This is a genomic window from Pseudomonas sp. CLCA07, from assembly GCF_053615335.1.
The window spans coordinates 4,393,190-4,416,997 of sequence record NZ_CM132131.1; the positions used below are offsets into that span (position 1 = coordinate 4,393,190).

26 protein-coding genes are annotated in these 23,808 nt (G+C 58.1%); 14 read left to right on the forward strand and 12 right to left on the reverse strand.

Going from position 1 to position 23,808, the window contains the following annotated elements; translation table 11 throughout:
• Positions 1–75 precede the first annotated feature (75 nt).
• Positions 76–1,086: an RNA polymerase sigma factor RpoS gene (rpoS, locus tag ACWGZX_RS20115; protein ID WP_223512322.1), complete on the forward strand. Its 1,011-nt coding sequence runs from the start codon at positions 76–78 to the stop codon at positions 1,084–1,086.
• A 472-nt stretch (positions 1,087–1,558) separates the two neighbouring features.
• Here rpoS and fdxA read toward each other — a convergent pair whose 3' ends face one another.
• Together fdxA and mutS are read right to left on the reverse strand one after the other, a co-directional pair.
• Positions 1,559–1,882 carry a ferredoxin FdxA gene (fdxA, locus tag ACWGZX_RS20120; protein WP_223512321.1) on the reverse strand — a complete coding sequence of 108 codons (324 nt, stop codon included), beginning with the start codon at positions 1,880–1,882 and terminating at the stop codon, positions 1,559–1,561.
• A gap of 142 nt (positions 1,883–2,024) precedes the next feature.
• On the reverse strand, positions 2,025–4,592 hold the full coding sequence (gene mutS / locus ACWGZX_RS20125) for a DNA mismatch repair protein MutS (RefSeq protein WP_452629038.1): 2,568 nt from the start codon (positions 4,590–4,592) through the stop codon (positions 2,025–2,027).
• 212 nt (positions 4,593–4,804) lie between these two features.
• Here mutS and ACWGZX_RS20130 point away from each other — a divergent pair, with 212 nt between their 5' ends.
• From ACWGZX_RS20130 to recX, 5 genes are all read left to right on the forward strand, one after another.
• Positions 4,805–5,539, forward strand: a complete 735-nt coding sequence (locus ACWGZX_RS20130) for a LexA family transcriptional regulator (protein WP_452629039.1) — start codon at positions 4,805–4,807, stop codon at positions 5,537–5,539.
• Between the two features lie 269 nt (positions 5,540–5,808).
• Positions 5,809–6,159 carry a phage holin family protein gene (locus tag ACWGZX_RS20135; protein WP_223512318.1) on the forward strand — a complete coding sequence of 117 codons (351 nt, stop codon included), beginning with the start codon at positions 5,809–5,811 and terminating at the stop codon, positions 6,157–6,159.
• A 158-nt stretch (positions 6,160–6,317) separates the two neighbouring features.
• Complete coding sequence (locus ACWGZX_RS20140) at positions 6,318–6,818, forward strand: CinA family protein (protein ID WP_452625144.1); 501 nt, start codon at positions 6,318–6,320, stop codon at positions 6,816–6,818.
• 83 nt (positions 6,819–6,901) lie between these two features.
• Positions 6,902–7,954 (forward strand): recombinase RecA, encoded by a 1,053-nt coding sequence (gene recA / locus ACWGZX_RS20145; protein WP_007947175.1) that lies wholly within the window; start codon positions 6,902–6,904, stop codon positions 7,952–7,954.
• An 8-nt stretch (positions 7,955–7,962) separates the two neighbouring features.
• Entirely contained in the window at positions 7,963–8,430 is a 468-nt protein-coding gene (gene recX / locus ACWGZX_RS20150) for a recombination regulator RecX (protein WP_223512315.1), read from the forward strand.
• A 44-nt stretch (positions 8,431–8,474) separates the two neighbouring features.
• On the opposite strand, the gene ACWGZX_RS20155 is transcribed toward recX, so the two are convergent.
• Positions 8,475–9,593 carry an LOG family protein gene (locus ACWGZX_RS20155; protein WP_452625145.1) on the reverse strand — a complete coding sequence of 373 codons (1,119 nt, stop codon included), beginning with the start codon at positions 9,591–9,593 and terminating at the stop codon, positions 8,475–8,477.
• Positions 9,594–9,953: 360 nt separating this feature from the next.
• Here ACWGZX_RS20155 and ACWGZX_RS20160 point away from each other — a divergent pair, with 360 nt between their 5' ends.
• Positions 9,954–10,148, forward strand: coding sequence for a hypothetical protein (locus ACWGZX_RS20160; RefSeq protein ID WP_223512313.1), 195 nt, complete (start codon positions 9,954–9,956; stop codon positions 10,146–10,148).
• Here ACWGZX_RS20160 and ACWGZX_RS20165 read toward each other — a convergent pair whose 3' ends face one another.
• On the reverse strand, positions 10,149–10,574 hold the full coding sequence (locus tag ACWGZX_RS20165; protein WP_452625146.1) for a PA3611 family quorum-sensing-regulated virulence factor: 426 nt from the start codon (positions 10,572–10,574) through the stop codon (positions 10,149–10,151).
• Positions 10,575–10,763: 189 nt separating this feature from the next.
• On the opposite strand from ACWGZX_RS20165, the gene ACWGZX_RS20170 reads away from it, so the two are divergent.
• The 3 genes from ACWGZX_RS20170 (at position 10,764) to ACWGZX_RS20180 (ending at position 12,818) form a co-directional block, all read left to right on the forward strand.
• Positions 10,764–11,540, forward strand: a complete 777-nt coding sequence (locus ACWGZX_RS20170) for a tRNA-uridine aminocarboxypropyltransferase (RefSeq protein WP_452625147.1) — start codon at positions 10,764–10,766, stop codon at positions 11,538–11,540.
• A 189-nt stretch (positions 11,541–11,729) separates the two neighbouring features.
• Positions 11,730–12,380: a response regulator transcription factor ErdR gene (gene erdR, locus ACWGZX_RS20175; protein ID WP_452625148.1), complete on the forward strand. Its 651-nt coding sequence runs from the start codon at positions 11,730–11,732 to the stop codon at positions 12,378–12,380.
• Positions 12,381–12,455: 75 nt separating this feature from the next.
• Entirely contained in the window at positions 12,456–12,818 is a 363-nt protein-coding gene (locus tag ACWGZX_RS20180) for a diacylglycerol kinase (RefSeq protein ID WP_223512309.1), read from the forward strand.
• Here the strand turns inward: ACWGZX_RS20180 and ACWGZX_RS20185 are convergent.
• Positions 12,815–13,741, reverse strand: coding sequence for a LysR family transcriptional regulator (locus ACWGZX_RS20185; RefSeq protein ID WP_452625149.1), 927 nt, complete (start codon positions 13,739–13,741; stop codon positions 12,815–12,817). The two genes, ACWGZX_RS20180 and ACWGZX_RS20185, sit on opposite strands and share 4 nt — an antisense overlap.
• A 122-nt stretch (positions 13,742–13,863) precedes the next feature.
• On the opposite strand from ACWGZX_RS20185, the gene fpr reads away from it, so the two are divergent.
• Positions 13,864–14,643: a ferredoxin-NADP reductase gene (gene fpr, locus ACWGZX_RS20190; RefSeq protein ID WP_008054100.1), complete on the forward strand. Its 780-nt coding sequence runs from the start codon at positions 13,864–13,866 to the stop codon at positions 14,641–14,643.
• Between the two features lie 172 nt (positions 14,644–14,815).
• Here the strand turns inward: fpr and tsaA are convergent, their stop codons facing one another.
• The 6 genes from tsaA to rimO form a co-directional block, all read right to left on the reverse strand.
• Complete coding sequence (gene tsaA, locus ACWGZX_RS20195) at positions 14,816–15,514, reverse strand: tRNA (N6-threonylcarbamoyladenosine(37)-N6)-methyltransferase TrmO (protein ID WP_452625150.1); 699 nt, start codon at positions 15,512–15,514, stop codon at positions 14,816–14,818.
• Positions 15,515–15,674: 160 nt separating this feature from the next.
• Positions 15,675–16,445, reverse strand: coding sequence for an SDR family oxidoreductase (locus ACWGZX_RS20200; RefSeq protein WP_140666293.1), 771 nt, complete (start codon positions 16,443–16,445; stop codon positions 15,675–15,677).
• Between the two features lie 192 nt (positions 16,446–16,637).
• A complete protein-coding gene (locus tag ACWGZX_RS20205) occupies positions 16,638–17,108 on the reverse strand; it encodes a DUF1456 family protein (protein WP_452625151.1) in 471 nt (156 codons plus the stop codon).
• 76 nt (positions 17,109–17,184) lie between these two features.
• Positions 17,185–17,895: an rRNA pseudouridine synthase gene (locus tag ACWGZX_RS20210; RefSeq protein ID WP_150780411.1), complete on the reverse strand. Its 711-nt coding sequence runs from the start codon at positions 17,893–17,895 to the stop codon at positions 17,185–17,187.
• A gap of 187 nt (positions 17,896–18,082) precedes the next feature.
• A complete protein-coding gene (locus ACWGZX_RS20215; RefSeq protein ID WP_452625152.1) occupies positions 18,083–18,556 on the reverse strand; it encodes an acetyltransferase in 474 nt (157 codons plus the stop codon).
• 111 nt (positions 18,557–18,667) lie between these two features.
• On the reverse strand, positions 18,668–20,005 hold the full coding sequence (gene rimO, locus ACWGZX_RS20220) for a 30S ribosomal protein S12 methylthiotransferase RimO (RefSeq protein ID WP_452625153.1): 1,338 nt from the start codon (positions 20,003–20,005) through the stop codon (positions 18,668–18,670).
• 288 nt (positions 20,006–20,293) lie between these two features.
• Between rimO and ACWGZX_RS20225 the strand changes: the two genes are divergently transcribed.
• Positions 20,294–22,195, forward strand: coding sequence for a potassium transporter Kup (locus ACWGZX_RS20225; RefSeq protein WP_452625154.1), 1,902 nt, complete (start codon positions 20,294–20,296; stop codon positions 22,193–22,195).
• A gap of 195 nt (positions 22,196–22,390) precedes the next feature.
• Here the strand turns inward: ACWGZX_RS20225 and ACWGZX_RS20230 are convergent, their stop codons facing one another.
• Complete coding sequence (locus tag ACWGZX_RS20230) at positions 22,391–22,717, reverse strand: DUF3077 domain-containing protein (RefSeq protein ID WP_452625155.1); 327 nt, start codon at positions 22,715–22,717, stop codon at positions 22,391–22,393.
• Between the two features lie 517 nt (positions 22,718–23,234).
• Here ACWGZX_RS20230 and ACWGZX_RS20235 point away from each other — a divergent pair.
• Positions 23,235–23,525: a type II toxin-antitoxin system Phd/YefM family antitoxin gene (locus ACWGZX_RS20235; RefSeq protein WP_452625156.1), complete on the forward strand. Its 291-nt coding sequence runs from the start codon at positions 23,235–23,237 to the stop codon at positions 23,523–23,525.
• An 11-nt stretch (positions 23,526–23,536) separates the two neighbouring features.
• Complete coding sequence (locus tag ACWGZX_RS20240; RefSeq protein ID WP_452625157.1) at positions 23,537–23,761, forward strand: type II toxin-antitoxin system RelE family toxin; 225 nt, start codon at positions 23,537–23,539, stop codon at positions 23,759–23,761.
• Positions 23,762–23,808 lie beyond the last annotated feature (47 nt).

Consider the following 23,808-nt stretch of genomic DNA (forward strand, 5'->3'; position numbering starts at 1 on the left):
GGAACAAGCTCCAGCGTTGCCAAGGATAAAGGCGTCGCTTGAGCTTGAGGTCGAACTCACCAAAGGACTATAACAATGGCTCTCAGTAAAGAAGTGCCGGAGTTTGACATCGACGATGAGGTTCTCCTGATGGAGACCGGTATCGAGACGGATTCGATGTCGAATGATGAAGGGGCAGCTCCACCTTCTTCCGTTCGTGCCAAATCCAAACACTCCGCTTCGCTAAAACAACACAAGTACATCGATTACACGCGGGCACTTGATGCCACGCAGCTGTATCTCAATGAAATCGGCTTTTCCCCATTGCTCTCCCCGGAAGAAGAAGTTCATTTTGCGCGTCTGTCGCAAAGTGGCGATCCGGCCGGGCGCAAACGCATGATTGAAAGCAACCTGCGGCTGGTGGTGAAAATCGCCCGTCGTTACGTCAATCGTGGGCTGTCGCTGCTGGACCTGATCGAAGAGGGCAACCTCGGCCTGATCCGGGCAGTGGAGAAATTCGACCCTGAACGCGGCTTTCGCTTTTCGACCTACGCAACCTGGTGGATTCGTCAGACCATCGAGCGCGCGATCATGAATCAGACCCGGACCATCCGGTTGCCGATCCATGTGGTCAAGGAGCTCAACGTGTACCTTCGGGCTGCACGGGAGCTGACGCAAAAACTCGATCACGAACCCTCACCCGAAGAAATCGCCAACCTGCTGGAAAAACCGGTGGGAGAGGTCAAGCGCATGCTCGGCTTGAATGAGCGGGTTTCTTCGGTCGACGTCTCGCTGGGTCCGGATTCGGATAAAACCCTGTTGGACACCCTGACTGATGACCGTCCAACCGACCCTTGTGAGCTGCTTCAGGATGACGACCTGTCCCAAAGCATCGATCAATGGCTGTCAGAGTTGACGGACAAACAACGCGAAGTGGTAGTACGCCGCTTCGGTTTGCGCGGACACGAGAGCAGCACGCTTGAAGACGTAGGCCTGGAGATCGGCCTGACCCGGGAGCGGGTCAGACAGATTCAGGTGGAAGGCCTGAAGCGTCTTCGGGAGATTCTCGAGAAGAACGGCCTGTCGAGTGAGTCGCTGTTTCAATAAGCGACAGGCTCAATCGGCAGTAAAAGACCCCGCTTGGTTCGGGGTTTTTTATTGCCTGTAAGGTGGGTGAGGATTGCCGCAGGTTTGTCGTCTTGCGCTGTAGGTCTTCGCTTACTCTTTCGTAAGTGTTCACTATTTTTGCAAGGTGCTAGTCGTACATTTTCCTACGCGGTCGCATGCTATCCACATGATTTATATGCATATTTAATTTTATAAAGAATGTATGACACCTGTTTTTGACGACCCAGGCCAATTGCTCTTGGTAGGGAACTCTCTAGTATCTGAACGGTGTCGACGGACAGACACGCCCTTCAAGGATGAGGGGAATGGACATCGCAGGAAGCGATTCATCAGGACGATGAAAAGGAACACAGGGAATAGGGAAAAATGTGGGCGGGTCAAACCGCCCCTTTTTTTACCTTCAGAAAAGCAAAAAGGCCCGCTAGGGGCCTTTTCGGGAACGCGCGGAAAATCAGCGTTCGAGGTCTTTGATCTTGCCTTTGACGCCATCCCACTTTTCAGCGTCTGGCATCGATTCTTTCTTCTCAGTGATGTTGGGCCAGATTTCCGCCAGTTCAACGTTCAGCTGAATGAATTCCTGCATACCTTCCGGAACTTCATCTTCGGAGAAGATGGCCACGGCAGGGCATTCTGGTTCGCACAGTGCGCAGTCAATGCACTCATCCGGGTGGATCACCAGGAAGTTCGGGCCTTCGTAAAAGCAGTCCACCGGACAGACTTCTACGCAGTCGGTGTACTTGCACTTGATGCAGTTGTCGGTGACGACGAAGGTCATTTCTAATTTTCTCCTCAGGCGGCGGCAGCGGAGCCCCTTCACGTTGGGGTCGCCAGGTTTGGGAGCGATAGTCTGCTGGCCAGGCTATTAGCCAGCAGCATCCCAAACCGCGCGAGATTCTAACAGCTTGTAGGCAAGTGCGTTAGATCCGGTTCTTTAGTGCATAGAGCATTTCGAGCGCACGACGTGGTGTCATGTCGTCCAGATCCAGCTTGGCCAGATCATCCAGCACCGGATGCGGCAGGCTGGCGAACATGTCGCTTTGCTGCGGCGCGGCCAGTTTGCCCTTGGCAATCACAGGAACTTCATGGGGCAGGGCGGTGGCTTCCAGTCGACCGAGGTGCTCGCGCGCACGCACGATCACTTCGCTCGGCACACCGGCCAATTGCGCCACGGCCAAGCCGTAACTCTGGCTGGCAGGCCCGGGCAGCACGTGGTGCAGGAACACGATGCGTTCGTTGTGCTCGGTGGCATTGAGGTGAACGTTGGCCACCAGCGGTTGCGCCTCCGGTAGCACCGTCAGCTCAAAATAGTGGGTGGCGAACAGCGTGTAAGCACGCAGATGCGCCAATCGCTCGGCGGCAGCCCAGGCCAGGGACAGACCATCGAAGGTGCTGGTGCCTCGACCGACTTCGTCCATCAGCACCAGGCTGCGTTCGGTGGCGTTGTGCAGGATGTTCGCGGTTTCGCTCATTTCAACCATGAAGGTCGAGCGGCCGCCAGCCAGGTCATCGCTGGAGCCGATCCGGGTGAAAATCCGGTCCACCAGGGACAGTTCACAGCTGGCAGCCGGCACGAAACTGCCGATATGCGCGAGCAAAACGATCAATGCGGTCTGACGCATGTAGGTGGATTTACCGCCCATGTTCGGGCCGGTGATCACCAGCATCCGAGTGTTATCGTCGAGGCTCAAGTCGTTGGCCACGAACGGCGTGCTCAGCACTTGCTCGACCACTGGGTGACGCCCCTGGGTAATGCGCATGCAGGGCTCGCTGACGAAACGCGGGCAGTTCAGGTCGAGGTTCAGGGCGCGTTCGGCCAGGTTGCTCAATACGTCCAGCTCGGCCAGCGCAGCCGCGGTGTCTTGCAGCGGCGGCAATTGGCCGATCAGGTCTTCGAGCAGCGCTTCATAGAGCATTTTCTCGCGGGCCAGCGCACGGCTCTTGGCCGACAGTGCCTTGTCTTCGAACGCCTTGAGTTCCGGGGTAATGAAACGCTCGGCACCTTTCAGCGTCTGGCGGCGGATGTAATCAGCAGGTGCGGATTCAGCCTGTTTGCTCGGCAACTCGATGAAGTAACCGTGAATGCGGTTGTAGCCGACTTTCAGGTGCGACAGACCGGTGCGTGCTTTTTCGCGAGCTTCCAGATCAATCAGGAACTGACCGGCGTTTTCGCTCAGCGATTGCAGATCGTCGAGTTCGCTGTCGTAGCCGGTTTTCAACACGCCACCGTCACGGATCACCGCTGGCGGATTGTCGATAATGGCTTTTTCCAGCAGCGCCGCCAGTTCCGGATAAGTGCTGGTGGTTTTGGCCAGTTGAATGATGTGCGGCGCTTCAAGCTCGGTCATCGCCACCTGCAACTCAGGCAACGCACCCAGCGCATCGCGCAGACGAGCAAGGTCGCGAGGGCGCGCGTTGCGCAGGCCGATCCGCGCCAGAATCCGCTCGATGTCGCCGATTTCCTTGAGTTGCGGTTGCAGTTTCTCGAAGCGGTAGCCGTCGAGCAGGCACGTGATCGAGGTCTGGCGCGCCAGCAATACGGTCAGATCCCGCAGTGGACGGTTCAACCAACGGGTCAGCAAGCGGCTGCCCATGGCGGTCTGGCAGCGATCGACCACCGATTGCAGGGTGTTGTCGCGGCCACCGGCCAGGTTGGTGTCCAGTTCCAGGTTGCGACGGCTGGCGCCGTCCAGCACCACGGTGTCATCCAGGCGCTCGTGACGCAGGCTGCGCAAGTGCGGCAGGGCGGTGCGTTGAGTTTCCTTGGCGTAGCTGAGCAGGCAACCGGCGGCACCGATGGCCAGTGTCAGGTTCTCGCAGCCAAAGCCTTTGAGGTCCTGGGTAGAGAACTGCTGACAAAGACTTTTCAGCGCCGAGTCGCGCTCGAAATCCCACGGTGCACGGCGACGAACCCCACGACGTTTTTCCGCCGGCAGGTCCTTGGGCCAGTCGTCCGGGATCATCAGCTCGACCGGATTGACCCGCTCCAGTTCCGCCAGCAGGTTTTCCCAGCCCTTGATTTCCAGCACCGTGAAGTTGCCGCTGGTGATGTCCAGCACGGCCAGGCCGAACAGACGCTCGTCACCCAGCACCGCCGCGATCAGGTTGTCCCGGCGCTCATCCAGCAGCGCTTCATCACTGACCGTACCCGGCGTGATGATTCGCACCACCTGTCGATCCACCGGCCCTTTACTGGTTGCCGGATCACCCACCTGCTCACAAATCACCACCGACTCGCCGAGCTTGACCAGTTTCGCCAGGTAGCCTTCCGCCGCGTGGTAAGGAATCCCACACATCGGAATCGCCTGACCCGCCGACTGCCCACGGGCGGTCAGGGTGATGTCCAGCAACTTGGCGGCTTTCTTCGCGTCTTCATAGAAGATCTCGTAGAAGTCGCCCATGCGGTAGAACATCAGCTGGTCAGGGTGCTGGTTCTTCAGGCGCCAGTACTGCTGCATCATTGGCGTGTGGGAAGACAGATCGGAGATGGCTTTATTCATCGGAAATTCAGGAAAACTCGTTGAAAGGTGTAGGGCAAAGGAGGGGCATTGGCCCGGCTTTTCCGCAATGGGCGCAAGATTACCATGGGCGGTCCGCTCGACGCAGGCATGAAAGCCCTGCGGCACGTTTCTGCTGGATATGCATCGGATATGCAAAACAGCATTTGTTTTCGGCAAAAAGAACACGCACTATGCGCAGTATGCAAAAACGCAATGTTTCTACCGTCTTAAGAGCGCTGCTCGATCAACACGGGATCTCCCCCACGGAGCTTCACCGTCGCACCGGCGTGCCTCAATCCACACTCTCGCGGATCCTCGGCGGGAAGATCGTCGATCCTTCGGATAAACACATCTCGAAGATTGCCGAGTACTTCGCCGTCAGCACTGATCAGTTGCGTGGCCGCACGGATGTGTCGATCAGCGCCAATAAGGGGCGCGAAGCAGTGCATTCCGAACTCAAGGATATAAGTCTGTGGGACGACGATACGCCCGTCGATGACGATGAGGTGTCGGTCCCCTTTCTTCGCGAGGTTGAATTGGCTGCGGGATCAGGAAGATTCGTCATCGAAGAGAGCGAGCGCTCTAGTCTGCGTTTCGGCAAGCGCAGTTTGCGCCACAATGGCGTGCAATTTGATCAGGCAAAATGCGTGACGGTGCGCGGCAACAGCATGTTGCCCGTGCTGCGCGATGGTGCAACCGTTGGCGTGAACGCCGGCAAGTGCGGGATTGGCGACATCGTTGATGGCGACCTTTATGCGATCAACCATAACGGTCAATTGCGCGTGAAACAGCTTTATCGCCTGCCGATCGGGATCCGCCTGCGTAGCTTCAACCGCGATGAACACCCGGATGAGGACTATACCTTCCAGGAAATCCAGGAAGAGCAGATTGTCATTCTTGGTCACGTCTTCTGGTGGGGTATGTACGCCCGCTAACCTCACCGCTTTCAGACAAAAACCGCCATCCAGCGGTTTTTTTTCGCCTGTCGAAAACCGCCGGCGCCTTTGTTTGTTGTGTTTTTATGCGTCAATGCATTCTATGTGAATAAGAAAATGCATTTGTGCATTGACTGTATATGCATTCATGCATACTCTTGGTCTCAAGCCGCTCAACAAAGGCAGCGCTGAACCGGCCTCAACGGTTCAGATGGGTAGCTACTGACCGTTTGAAAGAACCCCTTATCACTCACATCAGGAGGCGAGACATGACAATCGAGCAACAAGCGTTGCTGGACATGCCGAGCTGGCTCGTCATTGTCCTTGCACTGGTGGGCGGGGTGTCTGGCGAAATGTGGCGTGCCGACAAGGACGGTGCTCGCGGCTGGTCACTGCTGCGGCGTCTGGCATTGCGCTCGGGGGCCTGCATGATCTGCGGGATTTCGGCCATCATGCTGCTGTATGCCGCTGGCTTGTCGATCTGGGCCGCTGGGGCTTTTGGATGCCTCACAGCCATGGCTGGGGCAGACGTCGCCATCGGGCTTTATGAGCGCTGGGCAGCCAAGCGGATTGGCGTTTGCGAAGTGCCGCCGCGCGATTCTCGTCCTGATCAGCAGTGAACGGGCATCGCTGACCGTGGACTGATTGCCTTGCAGGCTTGTCACGCCTGGATCAGAGCCTTCGCACCCTCACATTTTGATTGATCCTGCGCCTTGCAAGCGCGATACGCTCGTGTACGGTAGTTCTAATTCCACTTCCGTTCGCTCAGGAGATGACCGTGAAAGAAATCACCCAACTGGCCGCTGAACTGGGCAGACGCATGCAGGTTCTCAATGCCCACGTCACGGCGGCCGAGTCCTGTACCGGCGGCGGCATCTCGGAGGCGATCACTCGCATCCCGGGGAGTTCGGCGTGGTTCGAGGCCGGTTATGTCACCTACTCCAACCGGCAGAAAACCCAGCAATTGAACGTTCCGGTAGAGTTGTTTTCGACCGTGGGCGCGGTCAGTCGCGAGGTGGTCGAGGCGATGGTGCGAGGTGCGCAGGAAAAGAGCCGGGCGCATTTCGCCGTGGCGGTCAGCGGTGTGGCGGGGCCGGATGGCGGTTCTCCGAGTAAACCGGTGGGCACGGTCTGGCTGGCCTGGGGGGTTGGCGAGCGGGTGTTCAGCGAAGAGCAGCACTTCGCCGGTAATCGCGATGAGGTCCGCCGACAAACGGTGAAGGCCGCGCTAGAGGGGCTGCTGCGCCATGCCGCCGCAGAAATCTCAAATCAGGGGTAGGCGATCCTGAAACGCTGTGGAATAATACTGGCTACTTATACAGGTGTTGGCCGTCAGGCCTTATTGATTACGTGAGGACTTTAATGGACGACAACAAGAAGAAAGCCTTGGCTGCGGCCCTGGGTCAGATCGAACGTCAATTCGGCAAGGGTGCCGTAATGCGTATGGGCGATCAGGACCGTCAGGCGATCCCGGCTATCTCCACTGGCTCTCTGGGGCTGGACATCGCGCTCGGCATTGGCGGTCTGCCAAAAGGTCGTATCGTTGAAATCTACGGTCCTGAATCCTCCGGTAAAACCACACTGACACTGTCCGTGATCGCCCAGGCTCAAAAAGCCGGCGCGACCTGCGCATTCGTCGACGCCGAACACGCCCTTGATCCTGAGTACGCCGGCAAGCTGGGCGTCAACGTCGACGACCTGCTGGTTTCCCAGCCGGACACCGGCGAACAGGCCCTGGAAATCACCGACATGCTGGTGCGCTCCAACGCCGTTGACGTGATCATCGTCGACTCCGTGGCTGCTCTGGTGCCAAAGGCAGAAATCGAAGGCGAAATGGGCGACATGCACGTCGGCCTGCAAGCCCGTCTGATGTCCCAGGCGCTGCGTAAAATCACCGGTAACATCAAGAACGCCAACTGCCTGGTGATCTTCATCAACCAGATCCGTATGAAAATCGGCGTGATGTTCGGCAGCCCGGAAACCACCACCGGTGGTAACGCGCTGAAGTTCTACGCTTCGGTTCGTCTGGACATCCGTCGTACTGGCGCGGTGAAAGAAGGTGATGAAGTCGTCGGTAGTGAAACCCGCGTCAAAGTCGTGAAGAACAAAGTAGCTTCGCCGTTCCGTCAGGCCGAGTTCCAGATCCTTTACGGCAAAGGCATCTACCTCAATGGCGAGATGATCGACCTGGGTGTTCTGCACGGTTTCGTTGAGAAATCCGGCGCCTGGTATGCCTACAACGGCACCAAGATCGGTCAGGGCAAGGCCAACTCGGCCAAGTTCCTTGCGGACAACCCGGAAATCGCCGCGACGCTTGAGAAGCAACTGCGTGACAAGTTGCTGACCCCGGCGCCGGACGTCAAAGCATCGCCAGTCAAAGAGACTGCTGATGACCTGGCTGACGCTGATATCTGATTGATCCAATGACCGCCGTACTCGATACACTCGTCGCGGTGCGGCGAACCGCAATGGACCTGCTCGCACGACGCGAGCACGGTCGAGTCGAGCTGACGCGTAAACTGCGTCAGCGCGGCGCCCTCCCTGAAATGATCGACACCGCACTCGACCGCTTGACGGAAGAGGGCCTGCTGTCGGAATCCCGTTACCTCGAAAGCTTTGTTTCCTACCGGGCCCGTTCCGGTTATGGCCCTTTGCGTATTCGCGAGGAGCTTGGCCAGCGCGGCCTGCAACGTGCCGATATTGAACTCGCGTTACGCGAGAGCGGTATCAATTGGCAGGAGCAACTGGAGGATACCTGGCGGCGTAAATTTTCCGGACATCTGCCGATAGACGCTCGGGAGCGTGCCAAGCAGGGGCGCTTCCTGAGTTATCGGGGATATTCCATGGAGATGATCGGCCGCTTGTTCAGTGGCCGGGGAATGGATGATTGATAAAAAGTGGCCCGCTATTTCAATAGCGGGCCATTTTTTTTGCCTCAAGTCACCTTTGAAGGCTCTCGCGTGCGCTGTTGCGCATGAGGTTTGGAGTGAGCCCAGTTTTCCGGCAGGTTGATATAGTCCACCAGTTCGCGCAGTCGACCATGATCACGCGCGTTGAAGTTGAACGCGAGTCGCGCGAGGTGGCTGAACTGCGCTTCGTCGTGCTCTTCGCCGCTGTAGGCGTGCTGATGAAAATGATCGCTCAGGCACAGGTCGGCAAATGCCTCCTGCATGTGTTCGAGCGCCTGGTCGCTGAGCGTGTGGTTCATGCGAATCACGAACTGATGCTTGAGCCAGCGGCTGGAGTGGAAGTTGCTGTAGAACTGGTTGATCTGCTCCACTGCTTCTTCGGCGCTGTAAACCAGGCTCACGAGCTTCATGTCGGTAGGCAGGATGTAGCGATTTTCCTCCAGTTGATGGTGAATGAAGTCCAGCGCGCCTTGCCAGAACTTGCCGCCCGGCGCGTCCAGCAATACCACCGGCACCAATGGGCTTTTGCCGGTTTGAATCAGTGTCAGTACTTCCAGCGCCTCATCCAGGGTGCCGAAACCGCCTGGGCACAGGACCAGCGCATCAGCTTCTTTGACGAAGAACAGCTTGCGGGTGAAAAAGAAGTGGAAGGGCAGCAGGTTGGCGGTGCCTTGCACGGTGGGGTTGGCATGTTGTTCGAAGGGCAGGGTGATGTTGAAGCCCAGGCTGTGGTCCCTGCCGGCCCCTTCATGCGCCGCCGCCATGATGCCGCCGCCTGCACCGGTGATGACCATCAGGTCCGAGCGTGCCAGCGCGGCGCCCAGTTCTCGGGCCAGACCATACAGCGGGTGTTCGATCGGTGTTCGGGCCGAGCCGAATACGGTGACTTTACGCCGGCCGCGGAACTGCTCAAGCACACGAAAAGCGTGCTCCAGTTCGCGCAGGGCTTGAAGGGTGATCTTGGCATTCCAGCGGTTGTGATCTTCTTGAGCCATACGTAGCACGGTCAGGATCATGTCGCGGTAGATGGGGATGTTGGGACTGTTGGGTGAAACCAGGTTGAGTTGTTCTTCAACCTTGCTGGTGAGGTCGTGGCCGCTTTCTTCAAAATGACGGCTTAGCAGGTCATTCGGTTGGTAAGGCATCAATTTCTCCTTCCATACTGGCTCTGTTTTCCCTTGGATGAAGGAAACACTCGCATAACAAGACGCGTCGCGGGCGGCCCCTTTCCAGCCCGGAAAGTGAATGGGAACACTATGAATCTAGACCCTCGCAGAGATTTACGCTGCTTTGATCATTGCGCCGCAAAGTCTTTCCTGGCAACCGCTTATTGACGATTTGCAAGGTGATTTCACCGTTCGTCTGAACGCAGACCGAGTCTCCGGCGCTCTGATTTACTAAGCTACAGGTATGACACGACAACTTTGCGTCAAGGGCAGGCGCGCGATTCAAGAAGTTGAAGGATTTTCGCTCAAGCAGGGCGAGGAGCAAGGAGGCGGGACGCTATGACCAGGGTCATTCTGGAGATCGATACGCAACTGTATCGATTGCTCAAGTCATCGGCCGAGACCCATCATGTGAGTCTCGAAGAGGAGTGCTGCCGACGCCTGGAGGATACCAAGCGACGATCAAGTTACTTGCAGGCATTGCTGGCAGAACTGCGCGCCGAGGATGAACAACGGCGCGCCAATTCCGAGTGATTACTTTTTCTTGGTCGGAGCCGCTTTCGGGCAGTCCGATTCCTGATAGCTGGCGGAGCCTACCGCCTTGTTGGATTTCACTTCCGTGAAGTCGTAACGCATGATCGCGCCCTTGGCCATCAGTTTGCGGAACGACGGGTTGTTGCAAACGGAGGCGCCAAGCTGGAAATACACGGCTTTCGGATCAGCACGCATCTTGTTGGCGTGGCTGCTCTGTACGCTCAGGTGGTTGATCAGCGTTTTGCCTTCGACGGTGTAGCCCTGATCAAGAATGTCTTCGTTGATCGCCCGTGGAGTGCCAACACTGCTTTGTGTTGCGACGTTTTGCAGCTCTCTGTTGAGATTCTGCTCACTCAAGGACGCAGCCTGAGCGCTGAAGGACGACGCCAGCAAAATGGCAGCGGTGGGGACGATAAGGCGCAGCATGAAACTCTCCTGGTTCAGTGACTGGTGCTTCGACCCGTCACATGACTGTGCGTTCAGTGGCGGCGAATTATAGGGGACGCGTTCCGGACGGTACAGGCTTGCGCTGGCGGCTCTGATAAACTGGCGCCACTTTTTGCCCTGCCGAGTGCTTTTCGTGTCGATTTTCTTCTCCTGCCGGCGCTGCCTGCGATGAACCCTGCCCCCCCACATTTTGCTTCCAACGCCGTGGCCCGCTTGCGCGATGCGCGAGAGGAAGAGGGTATCAAGCCGATTCAGGCCCGAGGCTGGAGGGCACCGCGTTGCCGTGCCTGCCGCGTGATCGAGAGCCATTGCCTGTGCGCCTGGCGCCCGCAAGTCGAGGCGCGCTCTGGTGTGTGCCTGATCATGACCAACAAGGAAGTGTTCAAACCGAGTAACACCGGTTGGCTGATTGCGGATGTGGTACACGATAACCATGCGTTTATCTGGTCGCGCACCGAGGTTGATGAACAACTGCTGGCGCTGCTGGCCGACCCGCAGTGGCAGCCGTATCTGGTATTTCCGGGTGAATACGTCGAGCCCGAGCGGGTCACCAACAGCGTCGACACGGGTAGTTCGAAGCGTCCGCTGTTTATTCTGCTGGACGCCACCTGGACAGAAGCCCGGAAGATTTTCCGCAAAAGTCCTTACTTTGATCGCTTGCCGATCCTGAGCCTGCTGCCCGAGAAGCTGTCTCGATACCGGTTGCGCAGGTCGACCCGCAGCGAGCATTTGTGCACCGCCGAAGTGGCCGCACTGTGTCTCGATCTGGCGGGGGATACCGCAGCGGCAGCGGCGCTGGACGCTTATTTCGACGTGTTCAGCCAGCATTACCTGGACGCGAAACGTCAGCTGGACATGAACGTTGCAACGCCCGCTCACGCCGAGCTGATGCCTTTCGTGCAAAACACCGCGCCGGCCATCGGCCCGGAGTCGCCCATACTGTAGAAGTTGTGGGCCTTTGGTATAAGGCCGCGCAGCTTGACCACCCAGTCTTCGCTGGGCATGCTTGGCGCCGATTGGGGCGCGACCAGGTTTGATGCGCCGTTTTTAGCTGTTATTGGCGTTGAACGTGCCCCATTGGTGCAGCTCCGTGGCTGTGCCTTGAGTCGTTTGAAAAACAGGATCATTTGAAAAATGGCCACATACGAAATCCTGATTGCCGATGATCACCCGCTGTTTCGTAGCGCGCTGCATCAGGCCGTGACCCTGGGCCTGGGCCCGGATGTTCGTCTGGTGGAGGTGGCGAGCATTGCCGAGCTGGAAACCCGCCTGGATGAAAAGTCTGATTGGGATCTGGTGCTGCTGGACCTGAACATGCCCGGAGCCTACGGTTTTTCCGGGCTCGTGCTGTTGCGCGGTCAGTACCCGCAAATTCCAGTGGTCATGGTCTCCGCACAGGAAGAAGCGTCGATCATGGTCAAGTCCCGTGAGTTCGGTGCCAGTGGGTTCATTCCAAAATCCAGCGACCTGAGTGTCATCCAGAAAGCCGTACGCGCGGTGCTCGACGGCGATGTATTCTGGCCTCCTCAGGCGTTTGAAGCGGTCAGTGTTTCCGATGAGGCCAAGGCTGCCAGCGAAGGCCTCGCGAGCCTGACGCCTCAGCAGTTCCGGGTGTTGACCATGGTCTGTGAAGGCTTGCTGAACAAACAGATTGCTTACGAGCTGAGCGTCTCCGAAGCGACCATCAAGGCTCACGTTACCGCGATTTTCCGCAAGCTGAATGTGCGAACCCGGACTCAGGCGGCGTTGCTCTTGCAACAACTTGAGTCAATTGCGAGCCACTAAACGGCTACATGTTCACGTTATTTTTACTTTGCTTGATCTAGCGTTCCCATTCCTATCTGGTCAGTTGCCCACTCTATGTCACCTTTCAAAGGCCAAACCGGCCTAAAACGCATCCTCAATGCCTCCGGTTATTCGCTGGATGGCCTGCGCGCAGCTTTCACCGGTGAAGCGGCTTTTCGGCAACTGGTGTTGCTCAACGTCATTCTGATTCCGGTTACGTTCTTCTTGAACGTCAGCCGCGTCGAGCAAGCGCTGCTGATCGCTGTATGCCTGTTGGCGTTAATCGTCGAGTTGCTGAACTCGGCAGTAGAGGCGGCCATTGATCGCATTTCCCTCGAATTGCATCCACTGTCGAAAAACGCCAAGGACATGGGCAGCGCTGCTCAATTCGTGGCGTTGACCATGATCGCGTTGGTCTGGGCCGTCATCCTGCTTTAAGCGATGTGCGGCAGAACGATCTCGTCGCTGCGCTGAACCCCTGCGGTAAAAGCGCGGCACAGGTCGAGGAATTCGCGCATCGCCGACGTCTGATATTTCTGTTTGTGCCAGATGAAATAGAATTGCCGCGCCAGGTCCAGGTCCGGTGTCTCCACCGGCACCAGGCTGCCACGGCGAATGGCATCGCGTAGCGCCAGCCGCGAAATACAACCAATCCCCAATCCCGACTCCACGGCGCGCTTGATCGCTTCGGTGTGCTCAAGCTCCAGGCGGATGTTCAGCGCGCTGTGATGGTGACGCATGGCCTGGTCAAAGGTCAGCCGCGTGCCAGAGCCTTGCTCTCGCAATATCCACGCCTCGTGACTCAGCTCCTCCATGGTCGCGATACCGCGTTTGGCCAGTGGATGCTGAGGGGCGCAAAACACCACCAATTCATCCTCGACCCAACTCTGCACTTCGATGTCCGGATGGCTGCAGTCGCCTTCGATTAGACCCAGATCAATTTCATAGTGGGCCACTTGCTGCACGATATTGGCCGTGTTTTGCACGTGCAGCTTCACCTGGCTTTCCGGGTGGCGCTGCATGAAGCTGCCGATCAGCAAGGTGGCCAGGTAATTGCCGATGGTCAGGGTCGCGCCGACCGCCAATGAGCCGAAACCGGTCTTGCCGTTGAGCAAGTCTTCGATTTCCTTGGACTGATCGAGCAGTGCCACGGCTTGTGGCAGCAACTGTTTGCCCAGGGCATTAAGGCTCAGCCGTTTGCCGGCGCGGTCGAACAGCTGGCAGCTGGACTGGCGCTCCAGTTCGGTGATCGAGGTGCTCGCCGCCGATTGCGACAGGTTCAGCAAGCCCGCAGCACGGGATACGCTTTCCTGCTGGGCGACGGCGACGAATACTTGAAGTTGACGGAGAGTAAATCGCATATCTATATAACCGATAACCCTTATCTTAATAATCCATTTAACAGATATTGTCTCTGCCTTTAGAATGCGATGCAATTGCGCACATCACTGGCGCAGGCAAAATCTCCAGGAGTCCCACGTACATGAGCAACATGAACCACGAGCGTGTCCTCAGTGTTCATCACTGGAACGACACTCTGTTCAGCTTCAAGTGCACCCGCGATCCGGGCCTGCGCTTCGAGAACGGTCAGTTCGTGATGATCGGCCTGCAACAGCCCAACGGCCGCCCGCTTATGCGCGCTTACTCGATCGCCAGCCCGAACTGGGAAGAACATCTCGAGTTCTTCAGCATCAAGGTGCCTGATGGCCCGCTGACTTCCCAGTTGCAGCATCTGAAGGAAGGCGACGAGATCATCATCAGCAAGAAGCCTACCGGCACGCTGGTGCTGGATGACTTGAAGCCTGGCAAGCATTTGTACCTGCTCAGCACCGGTACCGGTCTGGCGCCGTTCATGAGCGTCATCCAGGATCCGGAAACCTACGAGCGTTTCGAAAAAGTGATCCTGTGCCACGGCGTGCGTTACGTCAACGAAGTCGCTTACCGCGAATTCATCACCGAGCACCTTCCGCAGAACGAGTTCTTCGGCGATGCCCTGCGTGACAAGTTGATCTACTACCCGACCGTGACCCGCGAGCCGTTCGAGAACGAAGGTCGCCTGACCGACCTGATGCGCAGCGGCAAGCTGTTCAGCGACATCGGCCTGCCACCGATCAACCCGCAGGACGACCGCGCCATGTTGTGCGGCAGCCCGAGCATGCTCGACGAGACCAGCGAAGTGTTGAACAGCTTCGGCCTGAAAGTTTCGCCGCGGATGCGCGAGCCGGGTGATTACCTGATCGAGCGGGCGTTCGTCGAGAAGTGACCGTAGGTCACTTGTAGGAGCTGGCTTGCCAGCGAAGACAGTCTGTCAGTTGGCGAGAATGCAGGCAGACAAACCGCTATCGCTGGCAAGCCAGGCTCCTACAGTAGATCTTTAGCGCAAAGAAAAGCCCGCGTTGCCTGAAAAGGCAGTGCGGGCTTTTTGTTATTGGCGTTTAGATTTTCGCGGGAATGACTTCGAGGACGCGTATCACTCCGGCCTCGGGATAATGCCAGCGCACATCCAGATCCCAGAACTGCGCGCCATATTCCCGTTCAGGCGTAGGAATCTGGTAGGCCGGGCGTGGATCTTGTGCCAAACATTGCTCGATCAACGCCACCAAGGGTTCTTCAAGGCGCTGAGCATGGTCATGAGCCTGTTGCAGCGCCGAATCCGCCCACTGCACGGGAATCAGCTGCGGCGCGGCGCTGGCGATGCTGTTGGAGGCGGTGTCGATGATGTCGGCGTAAGGTACGTAGGGTTTGATGTCGAGAATCGGTGTGCCGTCCAGCAGGTCGATGCCGGATATCCACAGGCGATTGGCTTCGACCTTGTCCAGCTTGACCACGGATTGACCGATGCCATTGGGTCGATGCGTCGCGCGGGTGGCGAACACGCCCATGGATTTGTTGCCGCCGAGGCGAGGCGGGCGGACTTTCAAACGGGGTTTTTCTTCCAGTGCCTGATGGAACAGAAACAGCAGCCAGACGTGACTGACTTGCTCCAGGCCCTGCACCGCATCACCTTGATCGAACGGTGCGACCAACTCCAGAACACCGCGAGCGGCCGGGGCCAGTTGCGGCTGGCGCGGGATGGCGAACTTCTCCTTGAAGCAGGAGCGCACGAAGCCGATGGGGGAAACGCTGTAGGTCATGGTTTGGGGTCGAGGCGGGAAGGGGGCGAGCATGATAACCCGAGCGGCCACAGGATCGGTGGTGCCTGTCAGTCCGTCATCGCGGGCAAGCCACGCTCCCACAATTGGAATGCATTCCCCTGTGGGAGCGTGGCTTGCCCGCGATGGCCACACCGCCGATCTAAAGACTAAACCCACCATCCAAAGGAATAATATTCCCGGTCATATACGCCCCCGCCGTACTCGCCAGGCTGATTGCCAGCGCCGCCATCTCTTCCTCTCGCCCCCAACGCTTCATCGGAATCAACGCCGTATCCTGCGCCAGCGCCTGTTCATCATTGCCAATGTGCTGCGTCATCTTGCTCGGGAAACGTCCCGGCGCAATCACGTTGACGTTGATGTGCTGGCTCACCAGCTCCCGCGCCAGAATCCGCGACAATTGATGTAAGGCTGCTTTGCTCGGGCCGTAGGCATACGCCTGTTCACCAAAGGAAGAAATCCCGGCGACCGAGCCGATGTTGATGATCCGCGCCGGATTCGCCTCTGAACCGGCTTTTCGCAGCAGCGGCAAAAACTGCTGAATGCAGTTGAACACCGAGGTCACGTTGAGCTGCATGACCTTTTCCCAGCCCTTGACCGGGTAGCTCTCCAGTGGAGCGCCCCAGGTAGTGCCGGCGTTGTTCACCAGAATATCCAGATGAGTGATCTGCTCGCCCAGTCGCGTAGCCAGTTGAAGTACGCCTTCTTCGGTCGCCAGATTGGCCGCCACCCCGTGACAGCGCCCGAATGCGCTCAACTCGTCAGCCGTTTGCTGACAGGCTTCAGCATCCCGGGCGCAGACGTACACGGTTGCGCCGGCTTCGACATAAGCCTTGGCGATCATTTTGCCGATACCACGGGTGCCGCCGGTCACCAGTGCGGTGCGGCCTTGCAGGGAGAAATACGGGTGCATGGCGAATCCTGAGAGCTGAGGGTGAATACACCCTAGTCGTCAGCCGCCGTCAGCGGAGCCACTATTTTTGCGCGGAATGAAGCGCTATACAGCCTGGTCTGCGGCCGCTTCTGTAGGAGTACAGCTTGCTGGCGATGGCGATCTTCAAAACGCCATCGCCAGCAAGCTGTGCTCCTACAGGGGACGGGACGCTTACTGCGGGCGAACGCGCAGGGTCAGGCCTTTGAGGAAGTTGCGCAGCAACTGGTCGCCACACGTGCGGTAGTTGGTGTGGCCGAACTTGCGGAACAGCGCGCTCAATTCAGGCTTGGACACCGGGAATTCGGAAGCCTTGAGGATCGCGTGCATGTCGTCTTCTTTCAGTTCGAAGGCCACGCGCAGCTTTTTCAGGATGATGTTGTTGGTCACCGGGATTTCGATCGGCTGCGGTGGACGGCTTTCGTCCTTGCCACGCTTGAAGATCACCAGGCCATCAAGGAAGTGCGCCATGACGTCGTCCGGGCAGCGGACGAAGCCTTCCTCGTCTTCCTCTTTCTTGTCGAGGTAAGTCAGCAGGTCGGCGAGGGTCACCTCCATGCCGCCGAGCTTGATGATCTCGATGACTTTCTTGTCGCTGATGTCCAGCATGTAGCGAACGCTGCGCAGTACGTCGTTGTGAATCATGGTGTGCAATCCTGATATTCAGCAGTGGGCGCCGCAATAAACAGCGGCGCCGGAATGTGTGGCGGCGGGAGAAGCCTTAGAACTTCTCTTTGCCGGACAGGTAGCGCCATTGTCCCAGCGGCACTTTGCCGATGGACACGCCGCCGATGCGGATACGGCGGATAGCAACGACCTTCAGGCCTACGGCCTGGCAGAACAGGGCGATCACGCCCGGTTGCGGGTTCTTCATCGCAAAGCGGAGGCGGTTTTCGTTCTGCCAGCTGGCTTTGACCGGCGGCAGTTCCTTGCCCTTGTAGGTCAGGCCGTGGTTCAGGCGGTTGAGGCCGTGAGCCACCATGTCGCCTTCAACCTCGACCACATACTCTTGCTCGATCTTGCTGGCATCGGCGGTGAGCTTGCGCAGGATCTTCCAGTCTTGGGTGAACACCAGCAACCCGCTGGCGTTGGCCTGCAGGTCGGTGCTGGCGGTCAGGCGCAGGAAGTGGCCCTTGAGCGGACGTTTGCTGAAGCGGTGTTCTTCGCTCAGGGTCTCGGCGCTCAGGGTGGCCATGGCGGTGTCCGCGTCCATGCCCACGGGCACGTTCAACAGGATAGTCACCGGTTCTGGCGCGGTGGCTTTGGCCTCTGGATCGAGTTCGACTTTTTGAGTGTCGACCTTGAACTGCGGCTCATCGATGACTTCACCGTCCACGGTCACCCAGCCGCCCTCGATGAACAGCTCAGCCTCCCGACGGGAACAACCGACGAGTTCGATGAGGCGTTTGGAGAGACGAATCGGGTCAGTCATGACAGGGCCGTAACAAAAAAGGGGTGGGCATTGTACCTGCCTGGCGCCGGTTAATCCCGGCTCCATTTCAGTGCTTTGGCTTTTTGTGGGAGCTGGCTTGCCTGCGATGGCATCAGCCGGGTCTAACTGACCTACCGAGTCGTCCGCATCGCAGGCAAGCCAGCTCCCACATTTGATCTACGTTGTGTCAGCCATTGCGCGTGAGTTGTTGCGTCTGGCGCAGGCGCATGTGCAACAGCGGATAAGGCTGGCCCATACCGTCACATTCGGAGCGCCCGATCACTTCAAAGCCTTGCTTGAGATAGAACCCCAGCGCTTGTGAGTTCTGTTCGTTGACGTCGAGCTTATCGGCATTCAGGTGTTCCAAGGCATAGCGTAGCAACTGTTTGCCCAGGCCTTGGCCGCGGTGAGCCGGATCGATGAAGAGCATTTCGACCTTGCCGGCGGCGACTCCGGCGAACCCGGTGATGCGCTGGCGCGGGTCTTTGGTGCAAATCAACATCACGGCATCGAGGTAGCGGGTCAGCACCAGTTCCTTGAGCAACTGGATGTAACTGTTCGGCAGAAAGTCATGAGTGGCGCGCACCGAAGCTTCCCAGACCCGGGTGAGTTCTTCGTAGTCACTGTGTTTCGGTGTGTGGATGACCGAATGATGGCGCATGGCCGGCTGTCCTGTGTGCAGTTAATTGTGCGAGTCCCTTCCCACAAAACGATAGACGTAAAAAAGCCCCGCATCTCGTCAAGAGAGCGGGGCTTTTCGTATTTTTTGCGTTTAGATCTGTTCAGCCCACAGGTCGTATTCGTCGGCGTCGGTCACTTTGCACCAGACTTTGTCACCTGGCTTCAAGTTGCTGCCGTTGTCGATGAACACGTTACCGTCGATTTCCGGGGCATCGAAGAAGCAGCGGCCAACCGCGCCTTGCTCGTCGACTTCGTCCACCAGCACTTCGATTTCACGGCCGATGCGCAGTTGCAGGCGCGCCGAGCTGATCGCTTGCTGGTGCGCCATGAAGCGGTCCCAACGGTCTTGCTTGACGTCGTCCGGCACGATAGCCGCGTCCAGCAGGTTGGCCGGGGCACCTTCGACTGGCGAGTACTGGAAGCAGCCGACGCGGTCGAGCTGGGCTTCGGTCAGCCAGTTCAGCAGGTACTGGAAGTCTTCTTCGGTTTCGCCAGGGAAGCCGACGATGAAGGTCGAGCGGATGATCAGGTCCGGACAGATCTCGCGCCAGTTCTTGATGCGCGCCAGGGTCTTGTCTTCGAAGGCCGGGCGTTTCATGGCTTTCAGGACTTTCGGGCTGGCGTGCTGGAACGGGATGTCCAGGTACGGCAGGATCTTGCCGGCGGCCATCAACGGGATCAGCTCGTCGACGTGCGGGTACGGGTAAACGTAGTGCAGACGCACCCAGACGCCGAGGGTGCTCAGGGCTTCGCAGAGTTCGGTCATGCGGGTTTTCACCGGCGCGCCGTTCCAGAAACCGGTGCGGTACTTGACGTCGACGCCGTAGGCGCTGGTGTCTTGCGAGATCACCAGCAGCTCTTTGACACCGGCCTTGACCAGGCGCTGGGCCTCATCGAGGACGTCACCGACCGGACGGCTGACCAGTTTGCCGCGCATCGACGGGATGATGCAGAAGCTGCAGCTGTGGTTGCAGCCTTCGGAAATCTTCAGATAGGCGTAGTGGCGCGGGGTCAGCTTGATGCCTTGCGGCGGCACCAGATCGATCAGCGGGTTGTGATCCTGACGCGGCGGTACGGCGTCGTGCACGGCGTTGACCACCTGCTCGTACTGCTGCGGACCGGTCACGGCCAGCACGCTTGGGTGCACCTTACGAATGTTGCCTTCTTCGACGCCCATACAGCCGGTCACGATGACCTTGCCGTTTTCCTTGATGGCTTCGCCGATTACTTCCAGAGATTCAGCCTTGGCCGAGTCGATGAAACCGCAGGTGTTGACCACCACGACGTCGGCGTCCTCGTAAGTGGACACAACGTCATAGCCTTCCATGCGCAGCTGGGTAAGGATGCGCTCGGAGTCGACCAGTGCTTTGGGGCAACCCAGAGATACGAAGCCAACCTTTGGATTGGCCGGCGCAGGAGTGGTGGACATGTCTAACCTCGGTATTTGGGACGCCTCCAGCCGAAAACGGCAAGGCGACAGACGGGCACTTTGCGTGCCTCTGATCAAAAAGTGCGCAATTCTATCGATGGTAAGCGCACTTGACCAGCTTTATGCAGGGAAATACGACGAGTGCTGCGCTATGCTTCGCGCCGTTAGGCTTTATCGAATTTTTACAGTCAACAAAACGTCTGTAACCATAGGTAAAACAGCGCATGCTGCGTGGCAAAGCATAGTGCTTCTTCCAAAGAAGCCCGGTCTGGGTAGTAGGAGTGGTGGATGGGTCAGGCAAGTAGTCAGGCAGCGAGCGCCGGGCATTCGGCAACGAAGCCGATCGGCATGCTGGTCGCGGCGGTCGGGGTGGTTTACGGCGATATCGGCACGAGCCCGCTGTACACCCTCAAAGAAGTGTTTTCCGGTGGATACGGCGTGCCGGTCAACCATGACGGCGTGCTGGGGATACTGGCGCTGATCTTCTGGTCGCTGATCTGGGTTGTCTCGATCAAGTACATGTTGTTCGTGCTGCGCGCCGACAACCAGGGCGAAGGCGGGATCATGGCCCTGACCGCGCTGGCCCGGCGGGCGGCGGCGGGGCATCCGAAGTTGCGCACCTTGCTGGTGGTTTGCGGGCTGATCGGTGCGGCGCTGTTCTACGGCGACAGCATGATCACCCCGGCGATTTCCGTCCTCTCGGCCATTGAAGGTCTGGGGTTGGCGTTCGAGGGCATCGATCATTGGGTGGTCCCGCTGTCGTTGATCGTGCTGGTGGCGCTGTTCCTGATCCAGAGCCACGGCACCGCGCGCATCGGCATTCTGTTCGGGCCGATCATGGTCACCTGGTTTGTGGTGCTGGGTGCGCTGGGCGTCTACGGCATCATGCAGCACCCCGAAGTGTTGCAGGCGATAAACCCGGTGTGGGGCGTGCGTTTCTTCGTGGTTCACCCGGGCATGGGCGTGGCGATTCTCGGCGCGGTGGTGTTGGCGTTGACCGGCGCCGAAGCACTGTACGCCGATATGGGCCACTTTGGCCGCAAGCCGATTGCTCGTGCATGGTTCATCCTCGTGCTGCCGGCGCTGGTGCTGAACTACTTCGGTCAAGGCGCGTTGCTGCTCGGTGACCCGGAAGCCGCTCGCAACCCGTTCTACTTGTTGGCACCGAGCTGGGCGCTGATTCCGTTGGTGGGGTTGTCGACCCTGGCCACGGTCATTGCTTCTCAGGCGGTGATTTCCGGTGCGTTCTCCCTGACTCGTCAGGCGATTCAGCTCGGCTACATTCCGCGCATGCACATTCAGCACACCTCCAGTGCCGAGCAGGGTCAGATCTACATCGGCGCGGTGAACTGGGCGCTGATGGTCGGCGTCATCCTGTTGGTGCTGGGCTTCGAGTCCTCCGGTGCGTTGGCTTCGGCTTACGGCGTGGCCGTGACGGGCACGATGCTGATGACCACCATTCTGGTGTCGGCGGTGATATTGCTGCTGTGGAAATGGCCTCCGGTCCTCGCGGTTCCGCTGTTGCTTGGTTTCCTGGTGGTAGACGGTCTGTACTTCGCGGCCAACGTGCCGAAAATCATTCAGGGCGGGGCGTTCCCGGTGATCGCCGGTATCGTGCTGTTTGTGCTGATGACCACCTGGAAGCGCGGCAAACAACTGCTGGTGGAGCGTATGGACGAAGGTGGGCTGCCCCTGCCGATTTTCATCAGCAGTATCGCCGTGCAACCGCCGCATCGCGTGCAGGGCACTGCCGTGTTCCTGACCGCGCGCCCGGATGCCGTCCCTCACGCGCTGTTGCACAACCTGCTGCATAACCAGGTACTGCATGAACAAGTAGTGCTGCTGACGGTGTTGTACGAAGACATCCCGCGCGTGCCACCGACCCGGCGCTTTGAGGTGGAATCCCACGGCGAAGGTTTCTTCCGGGTGATCCTGCATTTTGGCTTCATCGACGAACCGGACGTGCCGCAAGCGCTGAAGTTGTGTCATCTCGACGACCTGAACTTCAGCCCGATGCGCACCACCTACTTCCTCAGCCGCGAGACGGTCATCGCCTCCAAGCTCGAAGGCATGGCCCGTTGGCGTGAGGCACTGTTCGCCTTTATGTTGCAGAACGCCAACGGCAATTTGCGCTTCTTCAATCTGCCGTTGAATCGGGTGATTGAGTTGGGTACTCAGGTCGAGATGTAAGCGACATCAAAAAGCCCCCGTTGCCGTGAAGGTGGCGGGGGCTTTTTTGTGTCCGAACACATAACTTGAAAACGACGGAGACCCACTGTGGGAGCGGGCTTGCTCGCGAATGCGGTGTGTCAGTCGACATCAATGGTGACTGCTCATCCGTCATCGCGAGCAAGCTCCCACAGGGGATGTGCAGTGTCTGGGGAGTTACTTGCTTTCGGGCGGTTCTTCTTCGGATTCGGTCTTTGTCCGGACAGGTCGCGGGGTCAGGACCTTCAATACATCATCAATCACAGCTTTACCCATTGCCGTCAGGTAATGCGCGGCCCAGGCGTGGCGGTCGGTGTCTTTTGCGTAGGCGGCATCCTCGGCGAATGATTTACCGAGGAACAGCAGATCGGAGGCTTGGGCCAATGCTTCGACGATGGGGACGCCGGCGCGGACGTTGAAGAGCGCTTGATCCGAGCAGTAGATGAGGGGGGTGAAGCCGATGGTTTTTAAATCTGAAATCGCGGACGGATCTGTTTTGGTCATAGTCAATTTCCTAGTTGAGGAGCTACCCCATTCGTTTCCAAGCGAATGGGTGGCAGCTGTACGCAGGTTGGAAACCGGGAACTAGGAAACCGGCACGCCCGAGGGCGTCCCACGCACAGCTGCCATAACTCATGATCACGAAAAACGCATGCGATCATGACGGGGCGCTATTGCGGCTAGTATCCGACGGGTTTCCAAGCCCGATCGCTGAATGGTCAGCGACGTCCGGAGACTATCCCGTCAAAGAAAAGCGCAACAAGGCATCAAAGTGCCCAAACGCGAGATTCGGAGTTTGCCTACAAGGTCTGCGGGCGTCATCCGATATTGCGACACCAGAAGTAAACGAAACTAAACACGGCGAGAGCGTTTCACGTCCTTCGGCTCAATATTTCTCAGAATGGAATAACGCCGTATGACAAATTCGGGTTTTTTTGCAGCTTGCTGTATGTCTAATTCAACGCGATACTCTGCGTAGAACTGTGTGTTCAAATTTGCATGATTGTGTAGAGAGGTGAGTATGACGGCATTACTGGAGCGTGCTGACCAAGCGATTTCGGTGACAGCAATGGTCAGGGGGTTCAGCGCGAGGCTAAAAGAGATTTCAAGCCGAGCCACCGAGCGACTGGTCATCTTCAAAGACAATCAGCCAGCAGCGGTCATCATCAATGTCGATGCATATCAGGAAATGCTCGATGAACTTGAGGACTTTCGGATCGAAGCAGCGGCTCGGGAGCGACTGATAGATTTTGATCAGGCCAAAGCGGTCAGCCATGACGATATGCGGGCGCGGTACGCCAAGAAAGACTAAAGGAGCTGTGGATGGTTTGGGGCGTTATCTATCATCCGGAGGTCCAGAAGGATCTGGATCTGCTGGGAGCTGTAGCGGCGAACCGCATTCTTGATGTGATCGAAGAGCGGATTATCAATGGTGAGCCGGACAAGAGCGGCAAGCCCCTTAGAGCCAGTCTTGCAGGCTGTAGACGGATCCGGACAGGCGACACGCGGATCGTATATCGAGTCGACGGCAAGGCCTTCAGGTATTGATCGTCGCAGTCGGGGCCAGACGTGACGAAGAGGTCTATGACGCCGCA

Excerpts from the sequence above, each read along its gene's own strand:
- rpoS (WP_223512322.1), top strand. The coding sequence starts at position 76 with ATGGCTCTCAGTAAAGAAGTGCCGGAGTTTGACATCGACGATGAGGTT.
- fdxA (WP_223512321.1), bottom strand. The coding sequence starts at position 1,882 with ATGACCTTCGTCGTCACCGACAACTGCATCAAGTGCAAGTACACCGAC.
- ACWGZX_RS20130 (WP_452629039.1), top strand. The coding sequence starts at position 4,805 with ATGCAAAAACGCAATGTTTCTACCGTCTTAAGAGCGCTGCTCGATCAA.
- ACWGZX_RS20135 (WP_223512318.1), top strand. The coding sequence starts at position 5,809 with ATGACAATCGAGCAACAAGCGTTGCTGGACATGCCGAGCTGGCTCGTC.
- recA (WP_007947175.1), top strand. The coding sequence starts at position 6,902 with ATGGACGACAACAAGAAGAAAGCCTTGGCTGCGGCCCTGGGTCAGATC.
- recX (WP_223512315.1), top strand. The coding sequence starts at position 7,963 with ATGACCGCCGTACTCGATACACTCGTCGCGGTGCGGCGAACCGCAATG.
- ACWGZX_RS20155 (WP_452625145.1), bottom strand. The coding sequence starts at position 9,593 with ATGCCTTACCAACCGAATGACCTGCTAAGCCGTCATTTTGAAGAAAGC.
- ACWGZX_RS20160 (WP_223512313.1), top strand. The coding sequence starts at position 9,954 with ATGACCAGGGTCATTCTGGAGATCGATACGCAACTGTATCGATTGCTC.
- ACWGZX_RS20165 (WP_452625146.1), bottom strand. The coding sequence starts at position 10,574 with ATGCTGCGCCTTATCGTCCCCACCGCTGCCATTTTGCTGGCGTCGTCC.
- ACWGZX_RS20170 (WP_452625147.1), top strand. The coding sequence starts at position 10,764 with ATGAACCCTGCCCCCCCACATTTTGCTTCCAACGCCGTGGCCCGCTTG.
- erdR (WP_452625148.1), top strand. The coding sequence starts at position 11,730 with ATGGCCACATACGAAATCCTGATTGCCGATGATCACCCGCTGTTTCGT.
- ACWGZX_RS20180 (WP_223512309.1), top strand. The coding sequence starts at position 12,456 with ATGTCACCTTTCAAAGGCCAAACCGGCCTAAAACGCATCCTCAATGCC.
- ACWGZX_RS20185 (WP_452625149.1), bottom strand. The coding sequence starts at position 13,741 with ATGCGATTTACTCTCCGTCAACTTCAAGTATTCGTCGCCGTCGCCCAG.
- fpr (WP_008054100.1), top strand. The coding sequence starts at position 13,864 with ATGAGCAACATGAACCACGAGCGTGTCCTCAGTGTTCATCACTGGAAC.
- tsaA (WP_452625150.1), bottom strand. The coding sequence starts at position 15,514 with ATGACCTACAGCGTTTCCCCCATCGGCTTCGTGCGCTCCTGCTTCAAG.
- ACWGZX_RS20200 (WP_140666293.1), bottom strand. The coding sequence starts at position 16,445 with ATGCACCCGTATTTCTCCCTGCAAGGCCGCACCGCACTGGTGACCGGC.
- ACWGZX_RS20205 (WP_452625151.1), bottom strand. The coding sequence starts at position 17,108 with ATGATTCACAACGACGTACTGCGCAGCGTTCGCTACATGCTGGACATC.
- ACWGZX_RS20210 (WP_150780411.1), bottom strand. The coding sequence starts at position 17,895 with ATGACTGACCCGATTCGTCTCTCCAAACGCCTCATCGAACTCGTCGGT.
- ACWGZX_RS20215 (WP_452625152.1), bottom strand. The coding sequence starts at position 18,556 with ATGCGCCATCATTCGGTCATCCACACACCGAAACACAGTGACTACGAA.
- rimO (WP_452625153.1), bottom strand. The coding sequence starts at position 20,005 with ATGTCCACCACTCCTGCGCCGGCCAATCCAAAGGTTGGCTTCGTATCT.
- ACWGZX_RS20225 (WP_452625154.1), top strand. The coding sequence starts at position 20,294 with ATGGGTCAGGCAAGTAGTCAGGCAGCGAGCGCCGGGCATTCGGCAACG.
- ACWGZX_RS20230 (WP_452625155.1), bottom strand. The coding sequence starts at position 22,717 with ATGACCAAAACAGATCCGTCCGCGATTTCAGATTTAAAAACCATCGGC.
- ACWGZX_RS20235 (WP_452625156.1), top strand. The coding sequence starts at position 23,235 with ATGACGGCATTACTGGAGCGTGCTGACCAAGCGATTTCGGTGACAGCA.
- ACWGZX_RS20240 (WP_452625157.1), top strand. The coding sequence starts at position 23,537 with ATGGTTTGGGGCGTTATCTATCATCCGGAGGTCCAGAAGGATCTGGAT.